The 20414-nt window shown below is 51.2% G+C and carries 19 protein-coding genes; 4 read left to right on the plus strand and 15 right to left on the minus strand.

The window, feature by feature from the left end:
- Window positions 1-35: 35 nt before the first annotated feature.
- Window positions 36-2825, minus strand: a complete 2790-nt coding sequence (locus tag WDY75_RS21455; protein WP_006209214.1) for a calcium-translocating P-type ATPase, SERCA-type — start codon at window positions 2823-2825, stop codon at window positions 36-38.
- Window positions 2826-3008: 183 nt separating this feature from the next.
- Between WDY75_RS21455 and WDY75_RS21460 the strand changes: the two genes are divergently transcribed.
- Window positions 3009-4766 (plus strand): NFACT family protein, encoded by a 1758-nt coding sequence (locus WDY75_RS21460; protein WP_063479029.1) that lies wholly within the window; start codon window positions 3009-3011, stop codon window positions 4764-4766.
- 79 nt (window positions 4767-4845) lie between these two features.
- On the opposite strand, the gene WDY75_RS21465 is transcribed toward WDY75_RS21460, so the two are convergent.
- From WDY75_RS21465 to WDY75_RS21505, 9 genes are all read right to left on the minus strand, one after another.
- On the minus strand, window positions 4846-5712 hold the full coding sequence (locus WDY75_RS21465) for a PHP domain-containing protein (protein WP_063479028.1): 867 nt from the start codon (window positions 5710-5712) through the stop codon (window positions 4846-4848).
- Between the two features lie 46 nt (window positions 5713-5758).
- The gene (locus tag WDY75_RS21470; protein ID WP_006209212.1) at window positions 5759-6655 is read right to left on the minus strand and encodes a LysR family transcriptional regulator; all 897 of its coding nucleotides are present in this window, start codon (window positions 6653-6655) and stop codon (window positions 5759-5761) included.
- A gap of 121 nt (window positions 6656-6776) precedes the next feature.
- Window positions 6777-7214 (minus strand): hypothetical protein, encoded by a 438-nt coding sequence (locus tag WDY75_RS21475; protein ID WP_063479027.1) that lies wholly within the window; start codon window positions 7212-7214, stop codon window positions 6777-6779.
- Window positions 7215-7647: 433 nt separating this feature from the next.
- A complete protein-coding gene (locus tag WDY75_RS21480) occupies window positions 7648-7911 on the minus strand; it encodes a YlbG family protein (protein ID WP_006209210.1) in 264 nt (87 codons plus the stop codon).
- A gap of 47 nt (window positions 7912-7958) precedes the next feature.
- A complete protein-coding gene (locus WDY75_RS21485) occupies window positions 7959-8396 on the minus strand; it encodes a YlbF family regulator (RefSeq protein ID WP_006209209.1) in 438 nt (145 codons plus the stop codon).
- A 104-nt stretch (window positions 8397-8500) separates the two neighbouring features.
- The gene (locus WDY75_RS21490) at window positions 8501-10210 is read right to left on the minus strand and encodes a helicase-associated domain-containing protein (protein WP_063479026.1); all 1710 of its coding nucleotides are present in this window, start codon (window positions 10208-10210) and stop codon (window positions 8501-8503) included.
- A complete protein-coding gene (locus tag WDY75_RS21495; protein ID WP_197477109.1) occupies window positions 10207-12003 on the minus strand; it encodes a DNA repair helicase XPB in 1797 nt (598 codons plus the stop codon). Before WDY75_RS21495 ends, WDY75_RS21490 begins: the two co-directional genes overlap by 4 nt.
- A gap of 154 nt (window positions 12004-12157) precedes the next feature.
- Window positions 12158-13330 (minus strand): M20 family metallopeptidase, encoded by a 1173-nt coding sequence (locus tag WDY75_RS21500; RefSeq protein WP_063479025.1) that lies wholly within the window; start codon window positions 13328-13330, stop codon window positions 12158-12160.
- Between the two features lie 33 nt (window positions 13331-13363).
- Complete coding sequence (locus tag WDY75_RS21505) at window positions 13364-13873, minus strand: NUDIX hydrolase (RefSeq protein WP_006209205.1); 510 nt, start codon at window positions 13871-13873, stop codon at window positions 13364-13366.
- Between the two features lie 252 nt (window positions 13874-14125).
- Here WDY75_RS21505 and WDY75_RS21510 point away from each other — a divergent pair, with 252 nt between their 5' ends.
- Window positions 14126-14473 (plus strand): YugN family protein, encoded by a 348-nt coding sequence (locus WDY75_RS21510; RefSeq protein WP_006209204.1) that lies wholly within the window; start codon window positions 14126-14128, stop codon window positions 14471-14473.
- Window positions 14474-14484: 11 nt separating this feature from the next.
- Window positions 14485-15702, plus strand: coding sequence for a putative lipid II flippase FtsW (ftsW, locus tag WDY75_RS21515; protein WP_006209203.1), 1218 nt, complete (start codon window positions 14485-14487; stop codon window positions 15700-15702).
- Window positions 15703-15759: 57 nt separating this feature from the next.
- Here ftsW and WDY75_RS21520 read toward each other — a convergent pair whose 3' ends face one another.
- Entirely contained in the window at window positions 15760-16146 is a 387-nt protein-coding gene (locus WDY75_RS21520; RefSeq protein ID WP_006209202.1) for an Asp23/Gls24 family envelope stress response protein, read from the minus strand.
- Between the two features lie 187 nt (window positions 16147-16333).
- Here WDY75_RS21520 and cax point away from each other — a divergent pair, with 187 nt between their 5' ends.
- Window positions 16334-17407: a calcium/proton exchanger gene (gene cax / locus WDY75_RS21525; protein WP_006209201.1), complete on the plus strand. Its 1074-nt coding sequence runs from the start codon at window positions 16334-16336 to the stop codon at window positions 17405-17407.
- A gap of 108 nt (window positions 17408-17515) precedes the next feature.
- Here cax and WDY75_RS21530 read toward each other — a convergent pair whose 3' ends face one another.
- From WDY75_RS21530 to WDY75_RS21545, 4 genes are all read right to left on the minus strand, one after another.
- The gene (locus WDY75_RS21530; protein WP_006209200.1) at window positions 17516-17803 is read right to left on the minus strand and encodes a YlaN family protein; all 288 of its coding nucleotides are present in this window, start codon (window positions 17801-17803) and stop codon (window positions 17516-17518) included.
- 150 nt (window positions 17804-17953) lie between these two features.
- Window positions 17954-18196, minus strand: coding sequence for an HPr family phosphocarrier protein (locus tag WDY75_RS21535; protein WP_006209199.1), 243 nt, complete (start codon window positions 18194-18196; stop codon window positions 17954-17956).
- A 95-nt stretch (window positions 18197-18291) separates the two neighbouring features.
- The gene (locus tag WDY75_RS21540) at window positions 18292-19407 is read right to left on the minus strand and encodes an aminopeptidase (protein WP_006209198.1); all 1116 of its coding nucleotides are present in this window, start codon (window positions 19405-19407) and stop codon (window positions 18292-18294) included.
- A gap of 131 nt (window positions 19408-19538) precedes the next feature.
- A complete protein-coding gene (locus WDY75_RS21545) occupies window positions 19539-20366 on the minus strand; it encodes a hypothetical protein (protein WP_063479024.1) in 828 nt (275 codons plus the stop codon).
- Between the last annotated feature and the right edge of the window lie 48 nt (window positions 20367-20414).

Here is a 20414-nt window from a genome sequence, read left to right on the forward strand (position 1 = left end):
AGTTTATCGCAGAAGGGATGGGCCATCCATTCATTTTACGCCGAAATATTTGCACTCTTCGTCATCATGCTGCGGCGGTTGCGATTCCGTCTGCCTCCCCACACGCTTCCCGCCCCCATCAGGAACGTAGGGATCCCGGCAGCCACGAGCGTAAGCGCCCATTCCTTCAGACCGAGCGGAACCGTTTTGAAGATCGGCTGAAGCGCCTCGATGTACATCACGCCAAGCATCAGTAAGATCGAGGACAGCACGGCCAGCACCAGGGCTTTGTTCTGGAGCGGATTGCGGTGGAAAATCGACCGCGAGCTGCGGCAGTCAAACACATGGATCAGCTGTGCCATGACGAGTGTAGCAAAGGCAACGGACTGCGCTTTGGCCAGCTGGGCGGGATCGTTTGGCGCAATGCGCAGCGTGACCCAGAAGGCGCCGAGTGTACACAGGCCGATCAATATGCCGCGGCTGATGATTTTCCAGCCAAGACGTCTTGCAAAAATATTTTCCTTGGCTCCCCGCGGTTTGTGCTCCATCAGATCCTTCTCCGGCTGATCCACGCCAAGCGCCATTGCCGGGAGGCCGTCGGTGACCAGGTTCACCCACAAGATCTGGATCGGAACAAGCGGAAGCGGCAGGCCCAGCATCATGGCAAAAAACATCGTCAGAATTTCACCAACATTGGAAGCAAGCAAATAACGGATGAATTTACGGATGTTCTCATAGATGCTACGCCCCTCCTCGATCGCCGAAACAATCGTGGAGAAATTGTCGTCGCTGAGCACCAGTGACGAAGCTTCTTTGGTTACATCTGTTCCGGTAATCCCCATTGCAATCCCGATATCCGCTGCCTTGATCGCCGGTGCATCATTCACGCCGTCTCCCGTCATGGCAACTACATGCCCTTTGCGCTGAAGCGACTTGACGATACGGAGTTTATGTTCCGGCGATACACGGGCATAAACAAAGGTCTGATCCACCTTCGCATCCAGCTCCTTGTCATCCAGCCGGGCCAGCTCTTGACCCGACATCGACAGACCGTTCCTTGGAAGGATGCCAAGCTGGGCGGCGATTGCTTCTGCCGTTGTCCGGTGATCGCCCGTTATCATTACGGTCTTGATGCCCGCACGGCGGCAAGTCGCAATCGCATCTCGCACTTCGCGGCGCGGCGGGTCAATCATCCCTGCCAGTCCAACAAAAATAAGCTGACTCTCCGCCTCTTTCTCCGTTTCGGGCTTATCGTAAGAGCGCAGATCCCGATACGCCAGGCCAAGCACGCGCAGTGCATCGGAAGCCATGCCTTCATTGGCTGCAAGCACCTTCTGACGGAGCGTCCCCGTGAGCGGGACGATATTGCCGTCCCACATTATATAGGTACAGGCATCAAGCAGGACATCCGGGGCGCCCTTCGTACACAACAAGCGTCCGCCCTGATGGCTGACGATGACAGACATCAGCTTCCGTTCCGAATCAAACGGGAACTCTTTATCTCTTTGATAGACAGAGTTCAGGCTGCTCCGGTTTAATCCCATTTTGGACGATAGCGTCAGCAGCGCTCCCTCTGTCGGGTCCCCTTTTAGTTCCCAGGCAGCGGCTGCCGGTTCTTCCTTGCTCTTCCGCTTGTTCCGCATTTCTTCCTGCACGTTCTCATAAATCTCGGCATTGTTGCACAGCCCGCTAATTTGCAGCAGCCTGCGCAATCCCTGATCCGATCTCAGTTCAACAGGCTTGCCTCGGTGGAGGATCTGGCCCGTCGGGTCATAACCTTGTCCAGTTACTTCCAATGATCGGCCTCCCAGCCAGACTTGGGTCACCGTCATTTTGTTCTGGGTAAGCGTTCCGGTTTTATCTGAGCAGATCACGGACGCGCAGCCAAGCGTCTCCACGGATGGCAGCTTGCGCACAATCGCTTTGCGTTTAATCATCCGCTGCACGCCCAGTGCGAGGGCAATGGTTACGATCGCCGGCAGACCTTCAGGTATAGCGGCAACCGCGAGGCTGACACCTGCGAGGAACATGCCCGCAGCAGGCTGTCCATGCAGAATGCCTGCAAGAACGACCAGAATCGTCAGGCCTAACGACACGCCGATCAAAATTTTGCCAAGCTGCTCCAGGCGATGCTGTAGTGGAGTCTCCTGGGATTCCGTATTCTGGATCAGATCGGCGATTTTGCCCATCTCCGTGTCCATTCCTGTGCGAATGACAACGCCCTTGCCTGTGCCTCGGGCCACCATCGTGCCCATAAATCCGATGTTCTTGCGGTCACCCAGCGGAACATCCGCATCGCTTATCGGCTCGGCATGTTTGTTAACCGGCAGGGATTCTCCGGTTAATGCCGATTCCTCGACGCTGCAGCTGCTGATTTCGAGCCAGCGAACATCGGCCGGAATCCGGTCGCCGCTCTCGACCAGTACCACATCGCCCGGCACGAGCTCTTTTGCCGCAAGCTGAACCACTTTCCCGTCCCGAATCACCCTGGACGTAGGTGCGGACAGCTGCTTTAATGCCCGGAGCGAGCGCTCTGCTCTAAACTCCTGAACGAAGCCAAGAATCCCGTTGATCAGAATGATGGCTACAATCGTTACAGCATCCAGATACTCGCCCAGCAGGCCGGACACCAGGGTGGCTCCAAGGAGCACCAACACCATGAAATCCTTAAATTGATTCAAGAACAGAACAAATGGAGAAATTTTAACGCCCTCGGAGAGCTCGTTATAGCCGCTTTTTTTCCGTCTCTCCCCTGCCTCCTCTTCCGTGAGGCCCTGCTGCGGACGCACTTGCAGCACCTGCTGCAATTCTTCCATATCCATCTGGTGCCATTGCTTTTGTTCCATGCTTCCATTCCCTCCCGGTTGTTTTGCAAGTTCCGGCGGATGACAGCTTTTCCACCCTTTCTACGTAAATGTATTCGGACAGGTCCTGAATTATCACAGAAGGGGCCTTAAGTTTTTAAGGGAAATATGGCATCATAGAGAAGTACGATTAGGAAGGGTAACAAACAGATAGGAGAATGAATGATGGCATTAGACGGTATTGTCACACGCGCAATCGTGCATGAGCTTCAATCATGCCAGGGTGCGCGGATCAATAAAATATATCAGCCGAACGATCGGGACATCGTCCTTCATATGCGCACAAAACAAGGAAATGCCAAACTGCTGCTATCGGCCAACCCTACATATCCCCGGGTGCATCTGACACAGGAGACGTTTGTGAATCCGGCTGAAGCCCCGATGTTCTGCATGGTCCTGCGCAAGCATTGCGAGAGCGGCATCATCGAGGACATCCAGCAGGTCGGCATGGAACGGATTATTCATATTACGATCCGTCAGCGTGACGAGCTTGGGGATATATCTTCCAAAAAAATCATCATCGAGCTAATGGGCAGACACAGCAACATTATTTTGCTCGATCCCGCAAGCGGCACCATTCTGGACGGCATCCATCACGTAACCCCGTCCATCAGCAGTTACAGAGTGGTTATGCCCGGGTTCTCCTACACGAATCCGCCGGAGCAGCACAAACTTAATCCGCTGGAAACCGGGCAGGAAGCTTTCCGAGAAGCTTGCTTGATGAGTGAGGAGCAAGCCGTTCCGTGGCTCGTAGGGACATTCAGCGGTCTAAGCCCTCTGGCAGCCCAGGAGATAACCCACCGCACGGGCGCTCATGCATCTGCCGAAGAGGAAACGGAGAAGGACTGCGGCAGCCTGTGGAGCACATTCGACGAGATCATGGAATTAGTTCGGAGCCATCAATATACCCCGGTTACAGGCCTGAATGGAAAGGGGAAATCGGTCTTCTCCGTCATTCCGTTAAGCCTCCTGGCAGGAGAAGCCGCAACCTACGACTCCGTCAGTCAATGCTTGGAGGATTATTATGGTGATAAAGCGCAGCGGGATACGGTTAAGCAGAAGGTCAGCGACCTGCTTCGGTTCCTCCAGAATGAACGAACCAAGAACATCAAGAAGCTGAATAACCTGAATGCCGATTTGGAGGAAGCCGGTGATGCAGACCGGTATCGCATCTATGGCGAGCTGCTCTTCGCCTCGCTGCATCAGATTCAGAAGGGAGACCGGGAAGCAAAGCTGACCAACTTCTATGATGAGGACCAAGCTTCCGTTACCATTCCACTGGATCCGCTTTTGACTCCATCGGACAATGCGCAGCGTTATTTTAAAAAATACAACAAATACAAAAATAGCCTCGCCGTCATCGATGAGCAGCTGATTAAGACCCGTGAAGAGATTGATTATATCGAAAACCTGCTGCAGCAGCTGGCGCACGCTTCCTTGAACGATATCGACGAAATACGCGACGAGCTGATTCAACAGGGATATTTGAGAGATCGAAACCGCAAAGCCAAGAAAAAGAAAAAAAATGACAAGCCGACGCTGCATGTCTATACTTCATCCGAAGGTGTCGAGCTCTACGTTGGCAAAAACAACCTTCAGAACGAATATGTGACCAACCGTCTCGCATCCTCCAATGATACATGGCTGCACACCAAGGATATTCCAGGCTCTCACGTCGTCATCCGAAGCAGCGATTACGGTGACGCCACGCTGCAGGAAGCGGCTCAGCTTGCCGCTTATTACAGCCAGGCTAAAGAATCGAGCAGCGTGCCGGTCGATTACACACTCATTCGACATGTTCGCAAGCCGAATGGAGCCAAGCCCGGATTTGTCATCTATGACAATCAGAAAACCTTGTTTGTCACACCGAACGAGCAGCAGATCAAGGCCCTACCCAATTCGGTGAAAAACAACCGAAATTAATACAAGCTCAAACACAGTGGCATCGCTACACAAAGAAACGGGTACCCTGGCAGATCAACTGACCTGCCAGGGTACCCGTTTATGATTTAGCTCGCGCCTGCTGAAGCTGTTCCAGCACCTGCATAGGCACCTGCCGACTGCCGATATCCCCATGAAATACCTGGCCCTGCCTCTCGCCATGATAATCCGATCCGGCTGTGACGATTAAGCCGTATTCCTTGGCCATTGCCAAATAGCGCAGCTCATCCGGGGCTTCATGATCGGAATGATAAACCTCAATTCCCTTAAACGCAGCCGCTTGGATTACCTCTCTTACCAATCCATCGTCACCGTACAGCCCCGGGTGCGCAAGCACCGGTACTCCGCCGGCCTCGCGAATCCATTCGCAGGCCTCCTTCGGATGAATTCGCGGCTGAGGGACGTAGGCCGCTGCGCCTTGCGCTAGATAACGATCAAAGGCATCCCTAAGATGGAGGGCATGTCCTTTCAAAACCAGCGCATCCGCAATATGCGGGCGCCCGATGCTCTCATCAGGCTCAAGCTGCCGTCCCAAACCCTTGATTACTTCCTCCATCGTAAGCTCAATTCCCAGCTCCTGAAGTTTATCTATGATGCGCGCATTGCGTTGTTCCCTTGTTCGTCGCAGCTCTGCCAGACGTTCAAGAAACACGGGATCCCGGTAATCTACATAATAGCCAAGGACATGTATATCCGTTCCTCCGGCCATGGTGCTGATTTCCACGCCCGGAACGACAACCATGTTCAATCGTTCTCCCGCCTGCAACGCCTCCTCGACGCCAGCCACTGTGTCATGATCCGTTATTGCCAGCGCTCCCAGTCCCCGCTCGAAGGCAAGCTGCACATTCTCTGAGGGACGATTCATTCCATCCGATGCCTGGGTGTGGGAATGAAGATCACAGCCCATCCGCTCCGTCGTTTGGTCCATCCTGCTCCATCTCCTTTCTTTGCTGCCAGTTCCGATATGCCTTTGCCTAGCGCTGACGCTCCCTTAGATAGGACAGAAACGTTATGGCTGACATGGGCAGCAGCGCTGAACGCAATTGTATCGAATAAAAGTTCCGTTTAAACGAGGCATCGGCAATATCAATCATTTTGACTAAACCGAGCGCAGTTTCATGTTTGACCGTTGAGATCGACAGCATCGTAATGCCGAGGTCTTCCTCTACGGCCGATTTCACCGCCCCTGTGCTGCCAAGCTCCATTACCGTTTGTATGCTCCCGGGGTCAAACCCCCGCTCCAGCAGAACATCCTCCATGACCTGCCGGGTCCCCGATCCCTTCTCGCGAAGGACAAACGGATAGGCCAGCACTTCCTCCAGATAGATTTTGTCTTCCCTTGCCGCCAGTGGATGCCCTGAGGGTACAATCAGTTTGAGCTCATCCTCCATGACCGCATCGAGCACCATATCCGGATGTTCCACCGGGGCTTCAATCAACCCGAAATTCAATTGGTGGCTTGCGATTTCCTCAAGAATCTGCGTGGTGTTCATCACTTTAAGCATAATGGATATGTCCGGATACTCCCGTCCAAAAGGACCCAGCAAACGGGGCAGAACATACTCTCCGATGGTCAGGCTCGCCCCGAGCTGCAGCCTTCCCTGAAGTTTGTTCGAGAAAGCGGCCATCGCCGCATCCGTTTCCTGAGACAACTCCAGACTCCGTCGTGCAAAAGGAAGCAGCGTCATCCCTGCCTCGGACAATTCCATGCGTTTGGTGGAACGATTAAGAAGCTTTGTCCCGAAGTATTCCTCCAGCGCTTGCACCTGCATCGTCACGGCCGGCTGACTCATGTGGAGCGCCTGCGCGGCAGCGGAAAAGCTCCCCCGCTCGGCGACCGTGTAAAAAATATGTAGTTGATGAAAGTTCATAACATCGGTTCCCCTCTCGCTGCCTCTCTTGTTTTATCATTGTAACGGATCACAGCAGCGCATACAAAAAAAGACATCCGCGCTTACGCTCGCATGCCACATCATGAATTATGGTTCATCTCTATTTACGCTTACGGCTGTTCTTGATCAGTGTCATACGACGCGAATGGCGAAGCCATGAGTAATAAGACTTCAAATCACGAAGCTCAATGGTTTCAGACATACGTCCCAGAAAAGTTACAATGATCATCCGATGCAGTGGATTGCCAATCAGATCACGCTCATGCTCCAGCTCCGAAAACTCCGCCACAACAACCAGGTCGTCATCAATCAGATAGACGTCCTGTTCGTTACGATAATACGGCACGATCCGGTCCTGCTTCAGGCATTCCCACATCCAAGTTCCGATCTCCTCATGGGATGTGTCATTGCCCTCCACCCGGTCTGTATAACGGTTCTTCGCATGGTTGGTAATCACGATGTCGGCTACCTTTTTATCATTTAACTTAATATAAAACGGCTCATAGGTGCTCCACCGCTCAGTCCCTTTGTCGCGCATGGAATATCACTCTCCACCAAATGGGTCTTTGTATCTATGTATATATACCCAACATATTACATCATTCCACTAGTATTCACAAGATTGAAACATCGTTTCTTGTGAACAATCACCGAAAATTTAGAAAAAGCTCTAGTTGTATCCTGTGTGGGAAGGTGCAACGTCATATGGAATGATGGACCAATTAAAGTGTAAATTGTACCGTATTTATACTATTTTATCAAACAAGATTCCGATTTATGCCAATCTATCGTCCCCATTCCATAATAAACTTTGCGCAGCGGAGGTGAGCGATGTAATTTCCACAAAAAGCGAAAGCTGCAAACTGCTGACATGCTTATACAAAAAAAGCGGCCCCCGGGAAGGGCCGCTTTACGCTCATCCGCCAACTATGCGATTACCGTTGACTTCAAAATCCGGTACAGCCTGTGGGCTAGGGGCCGTAAAACTTCGCCTTGTCCGGCCCTTTGCTGCTGTACTCCGTCTTAATCTCATTCCGGTAGGAGCGCTCGATCTTACGAACGTAGGACAATCTCCGGATGTTCTTCATTGTCTCTTCGGCACGGTCAGCGTTGACGTACATGACAACATAATGCATACGGCGTGATATATAATGCACGCTGCCGTATTTCTCCAAGTTCCTTGCTGCCTTTACATCGCTGACCCATATAATAAAACCGGTCCGTTCAGCCAACATCCTAAGCTCCTCGCCTCACTTTCATCTCTATCTCTAGTGTGTGCCTCTTATCCGCAGGAACAAGCTCCGCCGCTGCCGCATCCCTTCTTCGGAAGAGGATCATTGCCCGGAACCTTGATGCTCTCGGAGACCGAAAAGGCAATTCTCTCCGACATTGAGTGCAGCAAATCGTCCAGATTCTTCTCGGCCTGCTTGAACCGTGCGACAGGCTCGTACGCCTCCAGCTCGGATTCCACTGCGGCTACTTCGTCCTTCGCCGAATGATAATTCGGGTGAAAGTGACCGAACCGCTGAGTCTCATCAAACAGTTCTTTCTTGGATTCAAGCTTTCTGATCAAAGCCTGGATCGTCGGATCACTCTCTACTTCCTGCTTCCAATATAGATAATCCGCCACTTCGACGGAAGCATTAATCATGTCGCCTATTTCATAGGCATAGGTGAGCACCTCGGCCATATCGACCGTGTTTAATTCCGATACGCTCATGAACTCATCCCGCTTTTCTATTAGTTTGGCCCACACCTGGGTGGAGTGGACTCTTTTATCATAGCATAACGCTCGCATCTTAAGAAGGGGAAATTCAAACGCTTTTACGGAACGACAAGTCGCATTTCCTTCCATTCCCCTTCACCTAACTGCACGGTACTCCCCATCTTTTCCGAATCCGGTTCGTATAGCGCACCCGAAATTTTCCATGGCTGGCGTTCAAGCTGAAACGGAATAAACTCCATGCGGCTGCCATCGATCGCTATCTCTAATTTGGCTGACAACTCAAGTGCCTGCTCCATCATTTGCTTCGCCGTCGAGCTGTGATACGATCGCCAATCCCGCGTCCACATCACAGGAATATGATTCAGGTCCGGAACGATCGAAACTCTATCCGGAACGCAATCATCCAGCTCAAGAACAAACTCCCTGCGCGCAGGGAGCATCAATCCGCAGGCTGGATTGCACACATAACGAGCCGCATGGTAACGATTATCCGATCCGTCGCAGGCCAAGACTTCGACTCTTTCCTTCAGGGTTATGCCCGCCTGTGGTAAGTTCTCCGGATTCCACGATCTTTCAGTATCCTTGCCCCACTGACATAGCGCAGCCTGCACGTTCTCCGGTACCCCCGTCCCCGCATGCTCCTTAAGGAAGGACAGTATCTTTTCCGGTCCCATTCCTACTTCCGCTGCCTGTGCCACAGAGTCTCTGGTCAGACGGTAAACCGTCATAAGATCATCCGAGATGCGTTCCGTGCACATGGCAGCCGTATATTTAACCGTATAAGACACATCTGGCGGGATCAATATTTCAAAATCCGGTTGGATAAAGAACTGCCCTTCCACGGGATGATTGCGGTTCCCCCCACTCAGCAAAGCTGATGGATCCATACGCCATCTAAAATGCAGCCTGCCTTCTTCATCGACTCCAAGATCGGTGTACCCGCACCCGGTCAGCAGCCGTACCCATGGAGCAGCATCCTGCACCGACAAGCTCTGTGCCTTGGACGCATCCCTTTCGGGCCGATCCATGCTGCTTGCCAGCAGCTGATCAACGGCAAACCAGATGCCTCTGGTTAGAGAAGAATCGCATATCCGCCAGGTAAAATGCTGATATTCCGCTTGATTCGGAACATAGCGCTCCATCATGTTAAGAAGCACTAATCGGTCCATCGCTTCACGCGGAAGTGCCAGCCAATGCTGCAATGCGGCCGTGTTTGCCTTCAGTGAGCCCTGCACCGGAGCTGCCAGCTCAAACGTGAGCAGCAGATCCAATATAACCGCGACATGAGGAGGGTAAGCTTCATCATGGGCATAACGGAGAAGAAGTCCCTCCACGTCGGACGGTGTTAGTTCTGCCACGCTACCAAGCCTCTGAATATGCTTCTTATGCAGAACCCCTTTGCCGGTCATAGCTGCGTGATGCTTGGCAATATATACGAGTACATTGAACAGGTCGACTGTGATGCCACTCCTGCCTTCCTGCAGCAGCTTCACGGCTGTCGCGGTAAGCGGTTCAGGCTTCAGATGACAGAAAGCCTCCTGAAGCGTCTGCAGCTTGTCAAAAGGGATAAAGTACAGCCTCTCGCTCCATCCTTTTTTGACCGCCTGGACCCAGCCCTGCTGCCGCAAGGATACAAATGCGAGCTGCACCTCCATCCCGCTTAGACGCTGAACATGCATGGAGCGCAGCCTGTCGTCGTCAAAGCTCTGTCCCGCAAATCGGCGCCAGATGTGTTGGAGAACCGAACGCTCCTTCGGATGAAGCTGGTCTAAACTGCAGCGTCCCGCGCTGTTCTGCTGGTCCGTCATCTCCAGGAAGCCTCCTTCCCGCGAGATAATTCGAACCGGGAAGTCCCCGAAATCCCGCGCAGATCAACAGAACCCGGAGGCTTCGCCAGAACCGTGTGATATGCATACCCCTGCTCAATCAAGAACAGCTGCCTCCGTATGGCAAACATCTCCTCCCGGCTATCCTCCGAGACTACTGCATAAAAATAAGCCCGGTTCTCCCCTTGCTTCGGCCGCAGCAAGCGTCCGAGCCGCTGTGCCTCCTCCTGCCTTGAACCATAGCTGCCCGAAACCTCGATCGCAACGGAAGCATCCGGCAAGTCCACTGCGAAATTAGCCACTTTAGAAACGACAAGCACGCGCACGTCTCCTTCCCGAAACGCCTTATACCATTCATTCCGCTGATCCTGCGCCATCTGTCCCGTAATGAGGGGTGCATCCAGTTGCCGGGCAATAGTATTGAGCTGATCCAGGTATTGGCCGATGACCAAGATTTGAGCTCCTTTGTGTAAATCCACGAGCTGCTTTACAACTAGCAGCTTGGACGGATTCTCGGCCGCCAGCCGATACTGCTCCCTTTTGCCTGCAGCCCCGCAAGCTTCTTTGAGTTCTTCCGGCATCGGCACCTTCATCTCAACGCAGTCCACCGAGGCAATCCAGCCCTGTTCCTCCAGCCGTTTCCACGGCATTTCATACCGTTTGGGACCGATCAGCGAGAACACGTCATGCTCCCGTCCATCCTCCCGAACCAATGTGGCCGTCAGGCCAAGCCTGCGTGTTGCTTGAATATCGGCCGTTGCACGGAACACCGGAGCAGGAAGAAGATGAACCTCATCATAGATGATCAAACCCCAACGGCGTTCGTTAAACAGCTTCATATGCGGCTGCTCATCGTCCTTTCCCTGGCGATGAGTCAAAATTTGATAGGTGGCTACCGTGACCGGCCGAACATCCTTGCGCTGACCGGAATATTCACCAATGTCATCGACAGACAGCGACGTTTTGTGTAACAGCTCGGTGATCCATTGTCTGACAGACGTTGTGTTGGAGGTAAGGATCAGCGTCTCACACTGCAGCTCGCGCATGGCAGCCATGCCGATCACCGTCTTTCCGGCTCCACAGGGCAGCACGAGCACCCCGTTGCCTCCTTCACCGCCGATATCCCTGAAGGATTCCACAGCTTTCTGCTGATACTCGCGAAGCTTGAATTCTTGATCAGCTTCTTCCGGCAACTCTCCGCTCGATTCCTCACTTCTTCTCGTATCCGGTCGTTCTCCCGCCCAGAAGATGTTCAAATATTGTCCATCCAGATATCCCGCATGATCCAGAACAGGATAGCCAAGCCGGGTCAGCTCCTGTTTTAATACGCCACGGCGGCCAGCAGACACCTCTGCCTCGTTCGGCGAAATAAACTGCACCCCGATCTCCACCAGAGAGTGCTTGGACTTCAGTTCCTGCATCACGGATTCCTCCTCACTGCGCAGGAGCAAGGAATGCTCAAGCGTTGGATGCGGAAGCAGCGACAACTGCCCGTAGCGGCCAACGATCCGTCCAACCTCTTCCAGAAGCGCTGCCGGCACGTCCCACCTTGACAGCGATTGGAGACTCGAGCAAATCATCTCTGCCGTCATTCCCGCGGCGGCGGCATTCCACAACGTCAACGGGGTCAAACGATATGTATGAAAAGTTGCAGGACTTTTGATCAAATCCGCATAGTGCGCCAATTGTTCACGTGCGGCCTCAAATTCAGCATGCGTGGTTTCAAGAAGTATGGTCCGATCCCGCTGGACAATGCATGGTTTGTTGTGCACCATTTTTCCCTCCTCGTATCATATGGATCTCCGTTTTCCATAGCTGAGCTAAAAAAAGAAGCCCACATCCAATGTCATGGATCTGAACTTCCCCTATGATTTATAGGATTTCCAAAATACGAGGGTTCATGCGCTATGAATGCGATTTTCTATGGTTCTATTCCCCATTCTGATAGCTCGATACCATTTCTATCAACAGCTTCGCCCCGTAACGCATCGCATCTTCATCAAAGTCAAACATCGGATGATGGTGAGGATAAATCGCCTGCTTATCCGGGTTACCCGCCCCCACGAAAATAAAGCAGCCCGGGATCTCTTGGAGATAATAAGCGAAATCCTCTGCAGGCATTAATTTAGGAGAGACCATCACCTGCTCCGCTTCGAATACCTTAGGTGCCGTCCGAAAGAAACGCGCGGTTTCTGCTTCATCATTTACAACGGTCGGATAGCCGACGAGATATCGAACCGATGCCTCTGTGCCATAGGTTTCCGAAACCGTCCGGGCCATATGCTCGATCCGCTCCCGGATCAAAACCCGGGTATGTTCGTCGAATGTGCGAACCGTTCCGGTGATCCGGCAAGTGGAGGCAATCACATTTTGCGCCGTCCCTGCTTGAAAGGTTCCTACCGTAACAACGGCCGGCTGAAGCGGATCAACGGTACGGCTTACGATCGTCTGGAGCTGCATGACAAGCGCTGCACCGGCCACCAAGGCATCAGCCGTAACATGCGGCATCCCGCCATGTCCTCCGCGCCCTGTAATATCAATGAAGAACTCGTCTGCCGCTGCCATCAGCGGACCTGGCGCACTGGCTGCCGTCCCTACGGGGAACGGCGACCACAGGTGAAGTCCATACACTACGTCGGCTCCTTCAAGCGCTCCATCCTTGATCATCTCCACGGCTCCGCCGGGACACACTTCCTCCGCAGGCTGGAACATAAACCGAATCTCACCCTGGACCTCTTCCGGATACGTACTGTAATATGCCGCAGCACCGAGCAGCATGGAGGCATGACCATCATGTCCGCAAGCGTGCATAACCCCTTGAACCTTGGATTTGTATTCACAGCTTTTACCGTCTTCAATCGGCAGTGCGTCCATATCGGACCGCAGCACCACGGTCTTGCCGGGTTTATCCCCTTTTAGAATGCCTATAACACCATGCCCGCCTACGTTCGTCTTGACCTCCAGACCCAACTCCTGAAGCCGGGACGCTATAAATGCTGAAGTTTCTTTCTCCTGGAACGAAAGCTCCGGGTTCATATGTAAATGACGCCGCCATTCCACCATCCGTGGAAACCACTGCTCCCAAAAAACTTCCTTCGTCAAGTTGCATCATCCTCTCCCCGCTATTATTGCGGCTCAATCGATCGCAAGAAATCCGTAAAGCTTACTTAACAGCAGTCCATGCCCGACCATCGCATCCATATGGCTGCCCTCCTTCATCTTGCGATACACCTCCCTGAGCGGAACCCACACAGCTGTCACATCTTCGTCATCCTCTTGATTCGACTCCTTCTTCCCGGACACCTTCAAATCGTCGGTGAAATAATAATGCACGCAGCGGTTAGCCAGGGAAGCCATTGGATAAGCGCAACTCATATAGGTCAGATCCTTGCAAAGAACACCCGCTTCTTCCTCAAGCTCCCGCTTTACGGCCAGCGCGCGTTCCTCCCCCGGCTTAACCGTCCCGCCCGGGAGCTCCCACGTGATTTCATTAACCGCTTCACGATGCTGACATACCAACAATAAACAGCCCTGATGAACAGCCACCACCGCCGCCGATTCCGGAATCTGGTCCATCACAACAATTTCCTTCTGCGTGTTTTCTTCCACTGCGTAATAATCCGTGCGGTAAACGATGCGATTCATAGGTAATTTCCACCCTTCATCTGAATTGAAGCCCTATGAATATATAACCACTGGAATGGAAAGCGTACATTTCACAGCGTTTTCACTTTCTTTTATTCTAACAGAAAAGAAGAATGCCTGTCGTTATCAAAATCTCTTCTGGATAAAAGGTCTCAAATGAAGCGTGACGGGCGCTTCAGGCTTGCACAAGTTCCTGAAACATACTATCATATTAAAGAACTTTGCAAGGACTATTAAGGGGGTTACGACCACATGATTTTCGAAAATACAGGCTTGGACGGATTGCACAGTGATTTAGCTTACCTTGACGAATGTGCTGAGAAAGTTGGCTTCATTCGTTGGCAGTGGGAATACTACCGTGCTACATATGACTTGAAAATCGAAGATAAAAAAAATCAGGCTGAGTACTTCCTGCGCATGAACACCCGTGCGGTTGAAGGCAAGCTCGAAAAACCGGATACCATCCTCAAAATCGAAGCGGTATACCTGGGTAAAGCTACGTTCCCGCACGGACTTGAGTATGAATCCATGGCTCCTCAGCCTGTTATGAATGTGGCAACCAAGAAGCTTCAAGAGCTCAAAGCTCTTCTGGAAGCGTAAGGTCGAACATTATGAATACGACCAAACCTCAGCCGAAGAGAGGGACGCCTGATTTTCAACTGCTGATCCTTACCTTGCTGTTAGTGGGATTCGGACTGATCATGGTGTTCAGTTCCAGCTCCAGCTTGGCCGTTTTCAATGAAAAATTTAATAACGATCCACTGCATTTTACGAAACGGCAAGTCGCATTTGCGGTCCTTGGCACGTTGGTTATGTTTGTCACGATGAACATCAACTACAAGAAATTCAAGAAGCTCTTTATTCCGGTGTTTTTTCTGACACTGATTCTGTTGATTCTTGTGGTCATCATCGGCTCAGCCACCAACGGAGCCACAAGCTGGTTCAATTTGGGGAAACTTGGCATTCAGCCGACCGAGCTTGCCAAAATTGCGACCATTGTCTATCTAGCAGCGCTGATCACCAAAAAAGGGGAACGAATCCGTCAGTGGAAGGGCGGTTTCTTCCCCGTACTCATTATTGTGGGGATCGTTGCCGGCCTTATCATGCTCCAGCCGGATTTAGGCTCCTGCTTCATTCTGGTCGCTACCAGCGGCCTGCTGATCTATGCAGGCGGAGCCAGCCTCAAGCATATTCTCGGCTGTATCTCGCTGGTTGTGCTCGGTTTGGCGCTCACACTGGGTATCGGATCGCTCTTTAACTCCGGCGGTGACCAGGAGCAGGCCTCCAAGAACTATAAAGTGGGCCGTATCGAGGCTTTCATGGACCCGTTCCAAGATGAATCAGACACTGGCTACAATTTGGTTCAATCGCTGATTGCTATCGGTCAGGGTGGTCTTACCGGGGCCGGTTATGGAGAAAGTGTGCAGAAGCTGCATTACCTGCCGAATCCCTACAATGACTTTATCTTCTCCGTCATCGGTGAAGAATTCGGCTTTATCGGAACCGCCATCTTCCTGCTGCTCTATCTATATTTCATACTGCGGGGAATCATTGTTTCACTTCGCTGCTCGGATCCGTTCGGGACGTTAACAGGTGTCGGAATTATGGGACTCATCGCCATCCAGGCATTCATCAACATCGGCGGAGTGACCAATACCATTCCGATTACCGGTGTTACCCTTCCGTTCATCAGTTATGGCGGATCTTCGCTGCTGGTAATGATGCTGAGTATGGGCATTGTGCTCAGCATATCTAGAGACAGCAACCGTCCGATGAAAGAGGAGCAGGTTAAATCCGTAATTAAAAAAGACTACCGGGCAACCGTGTAGTCTTTTTTCTTCATTTTTTTCATTGTTTGCGGGGGAAGTAACCCCCTAGGATTCGTCTTATTTTGCTCGAAACTGAATATCGTCGATTTCATCGTCTTTAAATGCTACACCTTCGACCTTCACGTTTACCTCAACCACACGAAGCCCTGTCATGCTCTCCACTGCTTCGCGGACATTCTGTTGAAGCATGCGGCACACTTCATGTATAGGTGTCTCATAGAGCACGATAATCCGCAGATCGATCGCAGCTTCCAGCTGCCCTACTTCTACCGTAACACCTTTTTGCACATTTTTGCCGCTCAGTCGCTTAGCCCAGCCTTCTGACAATCCACCGGACATTGCTGCAATACCTGGGGTTTCCAAGGCAGCCAATCCGGCAATTTTCGAGACGACATCATCCGAAATTCGAATCAAACCGTTATCCAGTTGAAGTTGTTCCGTCATGCCATATCCTCCTTCACCTCATTATCCGTTATTGTAAATGGTAACGGACCTAAAAAGCAAATGCTCACTTCGCAAAAGCCGGATAATTTTTCAAAAAAATTGGGTATATTGTAAAAAGTAATACGAGAATCGTCGTTTCGACTCGTATAGAACTTATCATTACATAAACCAAAGGTAGGTGCAGGTTATGAAAAAGTGGTTGAATCCCTCGCTTCTCATCTTTACCTTTCTGCTGAGCGCGCTTGGGCACTTTGCGAATTGGAATTTCACGCTCCAGTTTATTTTGTCTTCCATTTCGGTTATTTTTGTGGCCGGCTTTCTGGGCAGGGCAACCGAAAGTGTTGCGCATTACGCCGGTCAGCGGCTCGGGGGGTTCCTCAACGCCACCTTCGGAAATGCGGCGGAGCTGATCATCGCAATCCTTCTGATCAAAGAAGGTTTGTACGATATGGTCAAGGCAAGCATCACCGGCTCCATTATCGGCAACCTGCTGCTCGTGTTGGGTCTCAGCCTGTTTGCCGGAGGACTGAAGTTTAAAATCCAGAAATACAACGTGACGCTGGCGGGCCTGAATGGATCACTGATGACGCTGGCCATCATTGCGCTATTTGTCCCTGCCGTCTTTCTGAACACCCACTCCATTACGGAGGGACAAACCAAAACGCTCAGCCTCATTGTCGCGGGAATTCTAATTGTGGCTTACCTCGCATGGCTTGGGTTCTCGATGATCACGCATAAAAATTATTTAGCGGATGTCAGTGATGATCATCATCAGGATGCGCTGCCGCACGAGCACGGTCCCACCTGGTCCAAGAAACGCTCGATTCTGTTCCTTGTGGTAGCAACCGTCATGGTTGCGTTTGTAAGCGAATGGCTTGTCGGGGTGCTTGAGCCGATCAGCCATGAGTACGGTCTCAGTGAGCTGTTTATCGGGGCATTCCTTGTGGCCATTATCGGTAACGCGGCCGAGCACAGTGCAGCCATCATGCTCGCCATGAAGAACAAGATCGGTGCTGCGGTTGAAATTGCCGTTGGCAGCAGCCTGCAGATTGCCTTGTTTGTTGCTCCGGTGCTTGTCTTCATCAGTTTCTTTCTCGGCAATACAATGGATCTCGTGTTCACCACGCTCGAGCTGGTTGCAATCGGCGTCGCCGTATTCATTGCAAGGTCCATCACGCAGGATGGAGCCTCTAACTGGTATGAGGGCCTTCTGCTGATCGCTGTATATGTAATTTTAGGCGTCTCTTTCTTCATGGTATAGGCACAGCCGCAGCCCCGGTATGAATGCAAGAAAAACCGCATGTCAAAAAACGCATGTCGTGTGGGCGCGACATGCGTTTCTCTATGTATGCGCCTGTACAAGTACAGGCTATTTGGATTGATTCATGGCTTCGTACAGGAGCGCCAGATTGCGTTCAAGCTTGCTGATCAGCTGCTTTCCCGTACTTTCCGGAAGAAGCCCGGCCCGCACCGCGAAATCAACCTCTTTTGAAAAACCGTACATTTGGGTATCCAGCACTTCCTCATAGAGAGGACAATAACGGGTCGCCAGATTCTCCATCTGTACTTCAATAAGCTTTAGGATTTTATCTGCATCTTCATGAAGAAGACTGATCGCTTTTAGATTCAGCTGTTCCTGTAAATCAGATGAAGTCATGATCTTCCCCCCTATGTCAAAAATCACAGCACAGTTACTATCTTTAATATTAGTCGAAATCGAATCTCAATACAAGGACCTGAATAAAATAGACCCCTGCTCTACGAAAAAACACCCTTCCATTGAATGGAAGGGTGTTTTTGGCGACTGTTATTCAGCCACGACGGATACATTCAAACCATGTTTGGTGAATACGTCGATCATTGCTTTTTTAGCTTCATCAGCATCTGGTCCGTGTACATGCAGTTCATAGCTTTGGCTGTTGACAAGCGTTGTGAACAGACCCAAGATGCTTTTCACATCGATGTACTTGTTCTCTGCCTGCAAAACGATAGAGGAAGAGAACTGGCTAGCGGTTTGTGAAATTTCCACGATAGATTGATTATTGGACATACGAATCCCTCCGTAACTTTAGGATCTGAATAAAGCTCATCACTGCACCTTCATGATACATTGAATCCGTTTTCTTATGCAACATTTTTTCCAATCTATTTAAGATTTTCCGGATTTAACGCTGCGAGTTCTGGAATCACAAATATACCATCCTTGCGAATCAGACGATCGTCAAAGTAGATTTCCCCGCCGCCGTACTCAGGCCGCTGGATTAAAACCAGATCCCAGTGAATGGAGGAGCGGTTGCCGTTGTCTGTTACATCATATGCTTGACCTGGCGTAAAATGCAGGCTTCCAGCGATTTTCTCATCGAACAGAATATCTTTCATCGGCGTCAAAATGTACGGATTAAAACCGATGGCAAACTCACCGATGTATCTTGCACCCTCATCCGAATCCAAAATCTCGTTCAGACGCTTGGTGTCGCTGCCCGTTGCTTCTACGATTTTCCCGTTTTCAAAGCGGAATTTAATATTCTCGAAGGTTACCCCGTTATACAAAGTCGGCGTGTTGTAAGAGATGGTTCCATTAACAGAGTTGCGAACAGGAGCCGTGTACACTTCGCCGTCCGGAATATTTTTCTGACCGGAGCATTTTTCGGCACCGATGTTTTTGATCGAGAAGCCGAGTTCCGTACCGGGTCCGACAATACGAACCTTATCGGTGTTTCTCATCAGCTCGGCCAAAGGATCCTGGGCACGGTCCATTTTGGAATAATCCAGATTGCAGACATCAAAGTAAAAATCCTCGAATGCCTCTGTGCTCGTGTTGGCGAGCTGCGCCATACTGGCGTTGGGATAGCGGAGAACTACCCATTTCGTGCGCTTGACACGCTCTTCGCTATGTACCGGGTGGGAATAAAGCGCATTGTACAGCTTCATATTCTCCTCAGGCACGTCAGCCATATCGTTGACGTTCTCGCCTGCACGTATGCCGATGTAACAATCCATTTGTTTCATACGCTCCAGGTCCAACTCGGCCCACAGCTCCAGCTGCTCCTTGTTGGCATTCTTCAACATGGCGCGTTGAACCGTGCGGTCGGTCAACTGTACGAACGGACGGCCTCCTTGATTCCCGACCTCCTCAATGATCGCATTTAGCAAATCACGCTCCGATCCGATCATCTCGATGAGCACATTTTCTCCCGGCTGCATATCTACGGAATAATTCACGAGATTCTGAGCCAGTTTCTGAATTCTGGGATCACGCATATGTCTTATCCTCCTTGTGTTGACTGTTCCCTACTTCAATAATTGAACAGTGGTAAATTTATAGATTATTGTAGCATGGAAGCCGGCTTGCGTCAGCGCTCCACGTGAAAAATATTTTCACGTCACTTACGTCAATAACCGGTAAATGTAACTTCAGACAAGAGCGTTTCCGTCCGAGTCTTGCCGTGGCTATCTATAAATGAAAGCTTTCGCTCCATCGTTAATTTGGCTGGAAGATGGTTTTTCTTGTTAATTGTCAAATGATTTACGGAAAGAGCATCCGCCTTCTGCAGCCTATTCCTCATCTCTTTATAATCTCTTTCCCACACGGTCTTCAGCTGTTTACGCACCTTGGGATTGTCGCTGTATAGCGGGTCTCCTTTACGCTCAATTCGCTCTGCCAGCACCTTCATCTGTTCATCCAAGGAGCCATATGCCATCTCGGCTGCCGCTTCCGGGGACAATTCGATTCGAAGCACCTTCGTCCCTCTTGCCGCGCCGAGCTCTTGAGTCACCGTCTTCTCCGAATTACCCAAATACTCCAGCAATTCCAACGGATTGAGGCGGGTCATCCACATTTCGTCAGCTCCCTGTGATGAGAGTGTGCTCCACCTGCCTTGCTTGCGCTTAAGTGTCACTTTAAGCCCATCTGCTTTATATATCGAATCCGCCGGTCCCTTTTCTTGAAGCAGCTTCGCGGCCTCGCCTTTTGACGATAACGTTAAATCCTTGTGATGCTGCAAATGCCCTTCAAATGCCATACTTTGCTGAAACGGACCATTCTCCTCGCTCCGAATCGCCGCCTCCCCTTTAAATGAGAAATTGTCGATGCCAGACAGTCCCGAAAGGGCACGATTGAACGATTCTTCGGCGGACAGCTGTTCCTGCCAGGCACATCCCGTTAAGCAGCTTATGAGCAAAATCATTCCGATGAGTGTCCATAATTTCCTCATTCTCATAATCATCAGCCTCTCGTTGATCTTGCTCTTAGGCTATCCGTGGCTCAT

The sequence above is a fragment of the Paenibacillus glucanolyticus genome (assembly GCF_037333485.1).
Lineage (GTDB): Bacteria > Bacillota > Bacilli > Paenibacillales > Paenibacillaceae > Paenibacillus_AQ > Paenibacillus_AQ glucanolyticus.